The sequence below is a fragment of the Streptomyces olivaceus genome (assembly GCF_000721235.1).
Classification (GTDB): domain Bacteria; phylum Actinomycetota; class Actinomycetes; order Streptomycetales; family Streptomycetaceae; genus Streptomyces; species Streptomyces olivaceus.
This window is the reverse complement of the sequence record NZ_JOFH01000041.1, coordinates 26867-38998: the sequence shown is the minus strand read 5'-3', so window position 1 is coordinate 38998 and position 12132 is coordinate 26867. Positions and strand designations below refer to the sequence as shown.

The window sequence follows — 12132 nt, the reverse complement described above, 5'->3', positions numbered from 1 at the left end:
GAGTCGCTGTGCGCCGAGTTGGAGAAGAATCCGACACTGGGTCGAAGGGCACGCAGCGCTGTCGGGAGTATGAAGCTTCACACCACCCGGATCGAAGGGACGGACGCTCGTCCTCCTTTCAGCGTTACCTACGTGTACGACGCGCCACCGCCCGAACCTGGGCTGATCCGCGTCGCTTTGCTCTCGCCCGTCCGATTCGCCGGTGGCGACACGGAATTCGGACGGCCTTCCACGCTCGCCCCGGCCCGCCCGGGAGCCGCGTCGTCCCGCCGGGTCTCCTTTGGGCCACCAAACGGAAACATCCGCACCGCTGTTCACTTTGTACGCATAGGCTGCAACCGCACACGCTTCTGAACGCGTTCAAGAGGGTGTACGGAAGGGCTTACGGGGATCTGGCGGGAGGGGACTGCCGATGGGCAGGGGGGTGAAGGTCGCCGTCATAGGCGGGGTGTTCGCCGTGATGGTGGGCGGGGCCGGGTACGGCGCCTACAACGTCGTCTCGGCGTTGGGCGGTGACGGGGACGGCGGGTCGTCGGCCCGGAGCGGGCCGCCGAGCGCGGACGAGGTCGAGGAGACCACGGAGAAGTTCTTCACGGCCTGGGAGAAGGGCGACGCCACCACCGCGGCGTCGTACACGAACAACTCCTCGGTCGCCGGGACGCTGTTGACGGCCTACGGCGACGACGCGCACATCGGCGGCGTCGAGATCACGCCGGGCACGGCGAGCGGGGCCTCCGTACCGTTCTCGGTGAAGGCGAAGGTGACCTTCGAGGGGACGACCAAGCCGCTGAGCTACGAGAGCAGGCTGACCGTGGTGCGCGGGGAGAGCAGTGGGCGGGCGCTGGTCGACTGGGCGCCGTCCGTCGTGCATCCCGAGCTGAAGGACGGCGACACCCTCGTCACCGGGGAGTCCGCGACGCCGCAGATCGAGGCCGTCGGGCGGGACGGCGACGTGCTGAGCAAGGAGAAGTACCCCTCGCTCGGGCCGGTCCTCGCCACGTTGCGGGAGCGGTACGGGTCGAAGGCCGGCGGCACGCCCGGCGTCGAGCTGGCCGTCCGGCACGCGGCCGAGGAGGCGCCGGACACCCCGCTGCTGACGCTGACCGAGGGCGAGCCCGGCAAGCTGCGCACGACGCTCAGCGCGGGCGTGCAGGCGGCGGCCGAGAAGGCGGTGAAGCGGTACGGCGAGTCGTCCGTCGTCGCCGTGCGGCCGAGCAGCGGGGAAGTGCTGGCCGTCGCCAACAACCGCAAGGACGGGTTCAACGCCGCCTTCCAGGGGCGGGTCGCGCCCGGGTCCACCATGAAGATCATCACCGCCGCCATGCTCATCGACAACGGCGTGGCCTCGATGAACGAACCCGCGCCCTGTCCGGACACGGCGACCTGGCAGAGCCAGACCTTCAAGAACCTCACCGGCATGAAGGCCAACCCGGGCGCCACGCTCGCCAACACCTTCCTGCGCTCCTGCAACACCGGCTTCGTCAAGCTCGTCGACGAGAAGCCGCTCACCGACTCCTCGCTGACCGAGGAGGCCCAGAAGCGCTTCGGACTCGGGCAGGACAACTGGCAGACCGGCGTCGTCTCCTTCGACGGCAGCGTCCCCGCCTCCGGCGGCCCGGACCGCGCCGCCAACGCCATCGGCCAGGGCCAGGTGCAGATGAACCCGCTGAACATGGCCTCCGTGACGGCGACCGCGATCACCGGCGAGTTCCGCCAGCCGTACCTGGTCGCCTTCGGCCTGGACGACCGGAAGCCGGCCACCGCCGAGGGCCTGCCGCAGGGCACGGCGGACCAGCTCAAGCAGATGATGCGGCTCACCGCCACCCAGGGCACCGCCGTGGCCGCCATGTCCGGGCTCGGCGGCGACGTCGGCGCCAAGACCGGGTCGGCCGAGGTCGACGGACAGACCACCTCCAACAGCTGGTTCACCGGCTTCCGCAACGACGTCGCGGCGGCGGCGATGACCGAGGAGGGCGGCCACGGCGGCGACGCGGCCGGGCCGATCGTCGCAGATGTGCTACGAGCCGGGGGTTAGGCGGCTCTCCGGGAGACCGGGCGGCGTTCAAGCCCCTACTGTGGGCGGGTCGTTGGAAGTGGAAGAAGAAGAGGCAGGCACCGGGACGGAGGCTCCTTGAGCCTTCGGGGGCCGGGCATCGCGGAGGAACGGGACGCAGTGGTCAGCAGAAGGGGCGCCGGCGAGCGGCGCAGGACGAAACCCGCCGTGATCGGCGGGGTGGCCGCGGTGCTCGTGGCCGGCGCCGGTTTCGGTGCCTACGCGGTGTACGGCGGTGAGGCCGAGGCCGAGGACACCGCGCGGACCAAGTCCGCGGCGGCCCAGGAGAAAGTGAAGACGGGCCCCCTGACCGCCACCGAGGTCACCGGCACGGCCGAGCGGTTCCTGACCGCCTGGCAGCAGGGCGACGTGACCGCCGCGGCCGACGCGACCGACGACGCCGAGGCCGCGAAGGCCCTGCTCACCGGCTACACCAAGGACGCCCGCATCAAGGACGTCACCCTCACCGCGGGCACCCCGGCCGAGGGCAAGGTCCCGTTCTCCGTCAAGGCCACGGTCGCCTACGAGAAGACGTCGAAGCCGCTGACGTACGACAGCGCGCTGACCGTCGTCCGCCGGGACGGCGACGGCGAGCCCCGCGTCGACTGGCACGCCGCCGTCGTCCACCCCGAGCTGAAGGACGGCGACAAGCTGGTCACCGGCAAGGCCGGGGACCCGCCCGTCAAGGCCCTGGACCGGGACGGGGGCGAGCTGACCACCGACACGTACCCCTCGCTCGGCACCGTCCTGGACTCCCTGCGCGAGAAGTACGGCGACAAGGCGGGCGGCAGCCCCGGCATCGAACTGCGCGCCGTCCGCGGGGAGAAGAACGGCGGGGACGAGGGCGGCAAGAAGGAGAAGGCGGGGGCCGAGAAGACCCTGCTGGAGCTGAGCAAGGGCACGCCGGGCACCGTGAAGACGACGCTCGACCCCGCTCTCCAGGCCGCCGCCGAGAAGCAGGTGGACGGCAAGAAGCAGGCGTCGGTGGTGCTGCTGCGCGCCTCCACCGGTGAGATCCTCGCCGCCGCCAACGGCGGCCACGGCTTCAACACCGCGTTCCAGGGCTCGCTGGCCCCGGGTTCCACGATGAAGGTCATCACCGCCTCGATGCTGCTCGAGAAGGACCTGGCGTCCGTGAACGAGCAGCACCCGTGCCCCAAGTACTTCACCTACGGCGGCTGGAAGTTCCAGAACGACGACGAGTTCGAGATCAAGGACGGCACCTTCAAGGCGAGCTTCGCCCGCTCCTGCAACACCGCCTTCATCAGCCAGGCCCCGGAGCTGAAGGACGACGACCTGACCAAGCAGGCCAAGGAGGTCTTCGGCCTGTCGATGGACAACTGGTCGGTCGGCGTCTCCACCTTCGACGGCCGGGTGCCGGTGCAGAGCCAGGCGCAGATGGCCGCCTCCCTCATCGGGCAGGGCGGGGTCCGGATGAACCCGCTGAACATGGCGTCGGTCTCCGCGACCGTGAAGTCGGGCAGCTTCCACCAGCCGTACCTGGTCGCCCCGTCGGTCGACGGCCGCAAGCTCGCCACGGCCTCCCGCACGATGTCCGGCGCCACCCTCGGCGCGCTGCGCGAGCTGATGTCCTACACCGCCGCGGCCGGCACCGCCGCCGAGGCGATGGCCGGGGTCGGCGGTGACATGGGCGCCAAGACCGGCTCCGCGGAGGTCGACGGGCAGGAGAAGCCCAACGGCTGGTTCACGGCGTACCGGGGCGATGTCGCCGCGGCCGGCGTCGTACAGCAGGGCGGCCACGGCGGCGAGACCGCGGGCCCGATCGTCGCGGCCCTCCTCAAGCAGGCCGGCTGACCCACGGCGCCGGCCCGACCGGTGGCACTCAGTGGGCCACCGGTTGGGCCGGCGCCGTGTAGGTGCGGCGCAGGAACCGCATGAGCGCCTTGGTCTCGAACTGGACCACCGAGCAGCCGTGCGGCGAGTGGAACTCGACGACCGACTGCACCCGCCCGCACGGCCACACCCGTACGTCGCCCGTCCCGGCGGGCGCCCGCAGGCCCTGTTCGAGCAGGGCGCGGGAGAACGTCCACTCCCGGACGCCGGAGGCGCCGCCGCGGCCGGGCAGGGCGACGCACACTCTGCGCGGGTCGTGGTCGGGGTCGTAGCGCAGTACGACGGGTATCGCTCCGTCGTCCTGGTCGGGGAGGTCCGCGTCCGTCAGGATGTGGGCTCGTGCGTACTGTTCGACTACGGACATCGGATCGCCCCTCACGCTCTGCCACCTACGCGGAACCGTTGCGTCCACCCCCTTTCCAATGTCCCATATTTCCCGGGTCACGCCCTGCGAGCCGTATCTCACATGTGAGGTCCGCGTGAGGTCGGTGCGGGATCGGCGCACGACCAGCCTTTGCCTCGCTCTTGCGAACGGGTTGCAATAGGCCTCTACTATCAGACCGTGCATGTACCTGACGGATTCATCAACGCCCCGACGTCCGCCGTCACCGGAGTCGTCGCCGCCGGCGCCGTCGCGGTCAGCCTGCGTGGCGCGCGGCGCGAACTGGACGAGCGGACCGCGCCCCTGGCGGGCCTGGTCGCGGCGTTCATCTTCGCGGTGCAGATGCTGAACTTCCCCGTCGCGGCCGGGACCAGCGGACATCTGCTGGGCGGCGCGCTCGCCGCCATCCTCGTGGGCCCGTACACGGGCGTCCTGTGCGTGTCCGTCGTCCTGCTCATGCAGGGCATCCTCTTCGCCGACGGCGGCCTGACCGCGCTCGGCGTGAACATCACCGACATGGCGATCGTCACCACGGTCGTCGCCTACGCCCTCTTCCGGGGACTGGTGAAGGTACTGCCGCGCACCCGCCGCTCGGTCACCGTCGCCTCCTTCGTCGCCGCCCTCGTCTCCGTCCCGGCCGCCGCCCTCGCCTTCACGTTCCTGTACTGGATCGGCGGCACCACCGACGTCGCCATCGGCAAGGTCGCCACCGCGATGATCGGCGTGCACGTGCTCATCGGCATCGGCGAGGCCGCGATCACCGCGCTGACGGTCGGCGCCGTCGTCGCCGTACGCCCGGACCTCGTGTACGGGGCGCGGGGCCTGGGGCAGCGGCTCAAGCTGCGGGTGAACGGCGAGCTGGTCGACGCCCCCTCCGACACCGGGCCGGCTCCCGCCCCCGTCGCCGCCCGCTCGCACCGCAAGGTGTGGATCACCGGCCTCGTCGCCTCCCTGGTCCTCGCCGGGTTCGTCAGCTTCTACGCCTCCGCCGATCCCGACGGCCTGGAGAAGGTCGCCTCCGACAAGGGCATCGACGAGAAGGCCGAGGAGCACGCGAACGCCGACTCGCCGCTCGCCGACTACGGCGTCGAGGACATCGCCGACGCCCGCGTCTCCGGCGGCCTCGCGGGCGTGATCGGCGTCGGCGTCACGGTCGTCGCGGGGAGCGCGGTGTTCTGGGCGGTGCGCAGGCGGCGCAGCGACGACACCTCCCCGAGCAGCACGGAAACGACCGTCTAGGTGGGCTCGGGACACGCGCACCGGCTCTACCGGCACGGCCACTCCCCCGTGCACGGCCTGCCGCCGCACACCAAGCTCGCCGCGACCTTCGCCTTCGTGGTCGTCGTGGTGTCGACGCCGCGCGAGGCGATGTGGGCCTTCGGGCTGTACGCGCTGCTGCTGGCGGCGGTGGCGTACGCGGCCCGCGTCCCGGCGTCCTTCCTGCTCAAGCGGCTGCTGATCGAGGTGCCGTTCGTCGCGTTCGCGGTGCTGATGCCCTTCGTGGCCGAGGGCGAGCGGGTCGGCGTACTCGGCGTGTCGCTGAGCGTCAACGGCCTGTGGGGCGCCTGGAACGTGCTGGCCAAGGGCACCCTGGGCGTCGCCGCCTCCGTGCTCCTGGCCTCCACCACCGAGCTGCGCGCCCTGCTGCTCGGCCTCCAGCGGCTGCGGCTGCCGCCGCTGCTGGTGCAGATCGCGTCGTTCATGATCCGGTACGGGGACGTGATCGCGGACGAGATGCGGCGGATGCGGATCGCCCGGGAGTCACGCGGCTTCGAGGCGCGGGGAGTACGGCACTGGGGCGTGCTCGCCAAGTCGGCCGGCGCCCTCTTCATCCGCTCCTACGAACGCGGCGAGCGCGTCCACCTGGCCATGGTCAGCCGCGGGTACGCCGGTTCGATGCCGGTCATCGACGAGGCGACCGCGTCCCGGGCGCAGTGGTCGTACGCGCTGGCCCTCCCGTGTGCGGCGCTGGTGGTCTGTCTGCTGGGATGGACCCTGTGACCGACCCTGTGACCGGCCCTGTGACCGGCCCCGCGAGTGAACCCGTCGCCGACGTGCCCGCCTCCCTCGACGTCTCCGGGCTGGCCTTCGCCTATCCCGACGGGCACCAGGCCCTGTTCGGCGTGGACTTCTCCGTCGCGCGCGGCGAGCGGGTCGCGCTGCTCGGGCCGAACGGCGCGGGCAAGACGACCCTGGTCCTGCACCTCAACGGCATCCTGACCGGCGGCACCGGCACGGTCGCCGTCGCCGGACTGCCCGTCGACCGGCGGAACATGGCCGAGATCAGGCGCCGGGTCGGCATCGTCTTCCAGGACCCCGACGACCAGCTGTTCATGCCGACCGTGCGCGAGGACGTGGCGTTCGGGCCGGCGGCGGCCGGGGCGAAGGGGGCGGACCTGGAGGCCCGCGTGGACCGGGCGCTGGGCCTGGTCGGCATGGCGGAGTTCAAGGACCGGCCCCCGCACCATCTCTCCTTCGGCCAGCGTCGCCGGGTGGCGGTGGCGACCGTGCTCGCCATGGAGCCCGAGATCCTGGTCCTGGACGAGCCCTCCTCCAACCTCGACCCCGCCTCGCGCCGCGAACTCGCCGACATCCTGCGCGCGCTGGACGTCACGGTCCTGATGGTCACGCACGACCTGCCCTACGCGCTGGAGCTGTGCCCCCGCGCCCTGATCCTCAGCGACGGCGTGATCGCGGCGGACGGCCCGACGGCGGAGCTGCTGGCGGACGACGGGCTGATGCGCGCGCACCGGCTGGAACTGCCCTTCGGCTTCGACCCCCGCTCGGTGCCGGCACGCAACTGAACACGCGCGGCGGAACACCCGCGACCGAACCGCACAACCCACCCCGGGGGAGGAATCACGGGCGGTCGGTGGCGGTTGCACCCACTGTCACGGGAGAACGTCGCGGGCGAACGTCGCGGGCGAATGTCGCGGGCGAACGGAAGGGACGTACAGAGGTGAGCGTGGACGTGCACGGCACAGTCGCCGAGGGCTTCGAGCCGGTCAGGGACGCGTTCGTACGCAATTTCACGGTGCTCGGCGACCGGGGCGCGGCGGTCGCCGTCTACCGGGACGGCCGCAAGGTCGTCGACCTGTGGGGCGGCAGCCGGGACATCGACGGCATCGAGCCGTGGCGCCGGGGCACCGCGCAGGTCGTGCGCTCGGCGACCAAGGGTGTCGCCGCCGCCGTACCGCTGCTGCTGCACCAGCGCGGCGAGCTGGACCTGGACGCACCGGTGGGCGAGTACTGGCCGGAGTTCAAGGCGCACGGCAAGGAGCGGGTGCTGGTGAGGCACGTGCTGAACCACCGAGCGGGACTGCCGGTGCTCGACCGGCCGCTCGGCTCCGGGGACGCGCTGGACCCGCTGCGGGGCCCGCAGGCCGTCGCCGCCCAGACACCGGTCTGGGAACCCGGCACCGACCACGGCTACCACGCGCTGACCTACGGCTGGCTGCTCGACGAACTGGTCCGCCGGGTGACGGGCGGGCGCGGCGCCGGCCGGTGGATCGCGGACGAGATCGCCCGCCCGCTGGACCTGGACCTGTGGGTGGGGCTGCCCCCGGCGGAGGAGGCGGCCGGCCGGACCGGGCGCGTCGGCCCGCTGGCGGAGCCCGAGCCGTCCGGCAACGGTCCCCGCCTGCGCCCCAGGCGCAACGTGACCGAGGCCTACGAGGACCCGGAGTCCCTGACCCGGCGCGCCTTCGCCGCGATCACGCCCTTCCCCGACCAGAACGACCCGGCGTACCGCGCGGCGGCCCTGCCGGCGACCAACGGCATCGCGACGGCGGACGGGCTGGCCCGGTTCTACGCGGCGCTGATCGGCGAGGTCGACGGCGTGACGCGGCGGGTACGGCTCTTCGACCCGGCGACCATGGAGCGGGCCCGCGCCGAGGAGTCCGCCGGTCCGGACCGCGTGCTGGTGGTGAACACCCGCTTCGGCCTCGGCTACATGCTGCACGGCGGCGCGTCGCCGTTCCTGTCCCCGGGCTCCTTCGGCCACCCGGGCCGCGGCGGCGCCCTGGGCTTCGCCGACCCGGAGGCGGGCGTAGCCCTGGGCTACGTCACCAACGGCTTCCGCAAGACCGTGACGGCGGACCCGCGGGCGCAGGCGCTGGTCCGGGCGGTCCGGACGTCGCTCGACGCGGGCGACGACGCGGACTGAGCAGCCCTTCCGCACAGCCCTTTCGCACAGCCCTTTCAGACAGCCGTTTCAGACAGTCCTCTCACACGTGGATCGGGTGGGAGGTCCGCCCCGACGCCGAGTCGATCTCCTCGTGCGCCTTGGTGAGCAGGCGCATCGCGAGCTCGTTCAACGCGCGGGCCCCCGCGACCTCCTCACCGACCCGTGGCTGCCGGGAGTCCGCCCGGTGCCGGCTGGCGCGGCCGTGCGCGCGGACCTCGGTGCCGTCGGGGAGCCGCACCATCGCGACCGCCCGCGTGTGCTGGTCGTCGTCCTCCGTGAACTCCAGCTCGACATGCCATCCCACTGCGGTGTGCATCATGACGATCACCTCCGGAACACCTCCTTCCAGGGTGCGCCTCAGGACGTCACTCCGCACGCATCGGGGAGGGCGGGTGGTCACGCGGAGGGTTCGCGCACGTCCACGAGGGTGGCGCCGGCGGTGGCGACGAGGTCCTTGGGCTGCATCGGGAAGACGGCGTACGGGGTGCCGGCGGCGGCCCAGACGACGTCGTGCGCGAGCAGCGAGCGGTCGGCGAGGACGCGGGTGCGGGTACGGTGTCCGAAGGGCGGTACGCCGCCGATCGCGTACCCGGTCGTCTCCCGCACGACGTCGGCCTTGGCCCGCGTGACCTTCCCGGCGCCGAGTTCCTCGCGGACCCGGTCCAGGTCGACGCGGGAGGCGCCGTCCATGAGGACCAGGACGGGGACGCCGTCCGCGGCGAAGATGAGCGACTTGCAGATCTGGCTCAGCTCGCACCCGATGGCGGCGGCGGCCTCGGCGGCGGTCCGCGTGGCCTCCGGGAACCGCCGGGCCCGTCCGGCCAGTTCCCCGAGCCCGAGCTCCCGCAGGGCGGCGGCGAAACGGGGGTGGGCGGCGGGGGCTTCGTGAGCGTCGTCGGTGGTGGTGGTCATGGTCCGCACGGTAGCGATAAGGCAGGGGCCGCGGCGAACGGTAATCACACGCCGCCGCCACACCCCACCGCTCGGACACCGCCCCTGCTATCCGCGGACGCTGTGGACGGGCTGGGCGCCGGACCAGGTCAGTGCCGTGGAGCCCCAGGTCAGTCCGCCGCCGAACGCGGTGAGCAGGAGCCGGTCGCCGCGCGTCACGCGGCCCTCCCGTACGCCGTGGGCGAGCGCGAGCGGGATGGAGGCCGCGGCCGTGTTGCCCACCTCCTCGATGTTCGTGATCACCCGCTCCTCGGGCAGCCCCAGGCGCTTGGCCACCGATGCGAGGATGCGGATGTTGGCCTGGTGCCCGACGAACGCGTCGACGTCCTCCGCGTCCCATCCGGCCTCCTTCAGGACGCGCAGGGCCGAGTCGGTCATCCCGGGGACGGCCTGTACGTACACCTCGCGGCCACGCATGCTCAGATACCGTTCGCCCGGGGCGACAGTGATCAGGTCGCGTCCGTCCCCGTCGCTGCCGAGGTCGTGGTGGAGGACGGCGCCGGGGTCCGTCCGGCTGCCGGGCTCCAGGAACACGGCTCCCGCACCGTCGCCGAAGATGATCGCCGTGCCCCGGTCGTCCGGGTCGGTGATCGTGGAGTACAGGTCGGCCCCGATGACCAGCGCGCTCCGGCAGGTGCCCGCGGCGATCATGGCCGAGGCGGTGGACAGCGCGTAGACGAAACCGGAGCAGACCGCCGCCAGGTCGAAGGCGGCCGCCCCGGAGAGACCCAGCGCACGGGCCACGGACGGGGCGGTGGCGGGGCAGGCCCGGTCGGGTGTGGTGGTGGCCACCACCACCAGGTCGCACGAGGTGCGCCCGGCGGAGGCGAGGGCGTTCCCGGCGGCGGTGGTGGCCAGATCGCCCGTCGAGATGCCCTCGGCCGCGATCCGGCGGGTCGCTATGCCGGTGCGTCCGTGGATCCACTCGTGCGACGTGTCCAGGCGCGCGGCCAGGTCGTCATTGGTCACGTTCCGTGCGGGCAGACACGTGCCGAGGCCGGCCAGGACGGCACACCGGTCGGACGGACGCTGATCGGACGGAGGCTGTGGCATCGGTCTCCTCGGTTCTCGTCGCGGCGCGGGCGACGGCGGGGGCGAGATGAATCATGGTGACGATCTCCGGCAGCGAGACGAGGGCGAACGGACCGCGACCGCCCTCCTCACCGGCCCCGTGGACCGTCGGGCCGGGGCCGGTGGGGCGCGTCATGTGCCCAGTACCAGCGCGCAGTTGGCGCCGCCGAAACCGAGGGAGGTGCTGACGGCGTACCGCAGGTCCGCGGCTCTCTCCCGTCCGGTGACGAGGTCCAGCCCGCTCAGCTCCGGGTCGACGGACCGGGTGTGCGCGGTCGGCGGTACAACGCCGGCCCCGAGCGAGCGCAGGGTCAGCACCGCCTCGACGGCACCGGCCGCGCCCAGCGAGTGCCCGAGCACCCCCTTGTTGGCGGTGACCGGAGGCCGGTGCGGAAACACCCGGTTGATCAGACGGCCCTCGACGCGGTCGTTGTACGGGGTCGACGTGCCGTGCGCGTTGACGTGGTCGACGTCCCGCGCGTCGAGCCGGGCATCCGCCAGCGCCTCCCGCACCGCTGCCTCCGCGCCGGCACCGTCCGGATGCGGCTGGACGGGGTGGTGCGCGTCGGTGGTGCAGCCGTGGCCCAGAACGCTGCCCAGCCGCGGCGCGTCTCTGCGACGGGCGTCCTCCTCACGTTCCAGCACGACGGCGGCGGCGCCCTCCGAGAGGACGAAACCGCTGCGGTCGGCCGCGAACGGCCGGGACGCGTCCAGCGCGTCGGCGTCCGACAGGGCCCCCATGGCGGCGAACCCCGCCGCGACCACCGGCACCACGCCGGCGTCCGTGCCGCAGGCGACGACGATGTCGCAGGCACCGGTGCGCAGCAGATCCCGGGCGACCCCGATCGCGACGGCGCCCGACGCGCAAGCGGCGACCACGGTGTGCGAGGGGCCGGTGATGCCGTGCCGGATGGCGACGGTCCCGGCCGCCATGTTGATCAGGGAGCGCGGGTGGACGTAGGGCGAGACCGCGGCCGCGCCCCCGTCCAGCAGCCGGCCCTGGGCGGCGGCCATGGTGCCGGCGCCGCCCAGTCCGCAGCCCACCACCACGCCCACCCGGCGGCCGTCCCAGGAGCGCGGGTCGTGTCCGGACTCGGCGAGCGCCTGGTCCACCGCCACCAGGGCGTAGCGGATGAACGGGTCCAGGTGCGCGGTCCCCCTGCCGGGCAGCACGTCCTTGCCGAAGGGCGCCACGGGCAGGCAGTGGCGTTCCGGGACATCGGCGGGCCTGTCCGGGACGCCGGTCAAGGACCGGCCCTCCCGGACGGCCTTCCAGGTCTCGTCGACACCGATCCCGGCCGCGGTGACCATGCCCGCGCCGGTGACGACTGCGGCGCCGGTCCTCATGCCGCCTGCTCACCGCTTTTGGCGGCTACCGCCAGGTCCGCCAGACCGGAGACGGTCAGGCTGCCCATGCTGGACTCCTCCTCGCCGAGGTCGGCGCCGGCCTCCTCCTTGAGTCGCACGACGAGCTCGGCGATGGCCAGCGAATCCAGGTCGAGTTCGGCCAGGGTGGCGTCGCCGGTCGCCTGCTCCGCATCGACCTCCAGGTCCTCCACGAGGATCTTGATGATGGTCGCCTGCAGGTTCTCGCTCATGTTGCTTGTCCTTCCGTCGGATGGGAGAGAGTGAGGG

The 12132-nt window shown here is 72.7% G+C and carries 12 protein-coding genes; 6 read left to right on the top strand and 6 right to left on the bottom strand.

The window, feature by feature from the left end; genetic code table 11:
- Positions 1-412 precede the first annotated feature (412 nt).
- Complete coding sequence (locus IG94_RS0132910) at positions 413-2035, top strand: penicillin-binding transpeptidase domain-containing protein (protein ID WP_031045875.1); 1623 nt, start codon at positions 413-415, stop codon at positions 2033-2035.
- Positions 2036-2173: 138 nt separating this feature from the next.
- A complete protein-coding gene (locus tag IG94_RS0132905; RefSeq protein ID WP_043485265.1) occupies positions 2174-3868 on the top strand; it encodes a penicillin-binding transpeptidase domain-containing protein in 1695 nt (564 codons plus the stop codon).
- Positions 3869-3896: 28 nt separating this feature from the next.
- Here the strand turns inward: IG94_RS0132905 and IG94_RS0132900 are convergent, their stop codons facing one another.
- On the bottom strand, positions 3897-4271 hold the full coding sequence (locus tag IG94_RS0132900) for an SsgA family sporulation/cell division regulator (protein WP_031045870.1): 375 nt from the start codon (positions 4269-4271) through the stop codon (positions 3897-3899).
- Between the two features lie 198 nt (positions 4272-4469).
- Between IG94_RS0132900 and IG94_RS0132895 the strand changes: the two genes are divergently transcribed.
- The 4 genes from IG94_RS0132895 (at position 4470) to IG94_RS0132880 (ending at position 8454) form a co-directional block, all read left to right on the top strand.
- Positions 4470-5528: an energy-coupling factor ABC transporter permease gene (locus IG94_RS0132895; protein ID WP_031045867.1), complete on the top strand. Its 1059-nt coding sequence runs from the start codon at positions 4470-4472 to the stop codon at positions 5526-5528.
- Complete coding sequence (gene cbiQ, locus IG94_RS0132890) at positions 5529-6290, top strand: cobalt ECF transporter T component CbiQ (protein WP_031045864.1); 762 nt, start codon at positions 5529-5531, stop codon at positions 6288-6290.
- Positions 6278-7093, top strand: a complete 816-nt coding sequence (locus tag IG94_RS0132885; RefSeq protein WP_224326613.1) for an energy-coupling factor ABC transporter ATP-binding protein — start codon at positions 6278-6280, stop codon at positions 7091-7093. The genes cbiQ and IG94_RS0132885 overlap by 13 nt, the downstream gene beginning before the upstream one ends.
- Positions 7094-7254: 161 nt before the next feature.
- Entirely contained in the window at positions 7255-8454 is a 1200-nt protein-coding gene (locus tag IG94_RS0132880; RefSeq protein WP_031045858.1) for a serine hydrolase domain-containing protein, read from the top strand.
- A 61-nt stretch (positions 8455-8515) separates the two neighbouring features.
- Here the strand turns inward: IG94_RS0132880 and IG94_RS0132875 are convergent, their stop codons facing one another.
- The 5 genes from IG94_RS0132875 to IG94_RS0132855 all read right to left on the bottom strand — a co-directional run bounded on the left by IG94_RS0132875 (position 8516) and on the right by IG94_RS0132855 (position 12095).
- A complete protein-coding gene (locus IG94_RS0132875; RefSeq protein ID WP_031045855.1) occupies positions 8516-8794 on the bottom strand; it encodes a DUF1876 domain-containing protein in 279 nt (92 codons plus the stop codon).
- Between the two features lie 77 nt (positions 8795-8871).
- Positions 8872-9387, bottom strand: a complete 516-nt coding sequence (locus IG94_RS0132870) for a YbaK/EbsC family protein (protein ID WP_031045854.1) — start codon at positions 9385-9387, stop codon at positions 8872-8874.
- A gap of 87 nt (positions 9388-9474) precedes the next feature.
- Positions 9475-10479 carry a beta-ketoacyl-ACP synthase III gene (locus IG94_RS0132865; protein ID WP_031045852.1) on the bottom strand — a complete coding sequence of 335 codons (1005 nt, stop codon included), beginning with the start codon at positions 10477-10479 and terminating at the stop codon, positions 9475-9477.
- 150 nt (positions 10480-10629) lie between these two features.
- On the bottom strand, positions 10630-11844 hold the full coding sequence (locus IG94_RS0132860; RefSeq protein ID WP_031045848.1) for a beta-ketoacyl-[acyl-carrier-protein] synthase family protein: 1215 nt from the start codon (positions 11842-11844) through the stop codon (positions 10630-10632).
- Positions 11841-12095, bottom strand: coding sequence for an acyl carrier protein (locus tag IG94_RS0132855; protein WP_031045844.1), 255 nt, complete (start codon positions 12093-12095; stop codon positions 11841-11843). Before IG94_RS0132855 ends, IG94_RS0132860 begins: the two co-directional genes overlap by 4 nt.
- Positions 12096-12132: the final 37 nt, after the last annotated feature.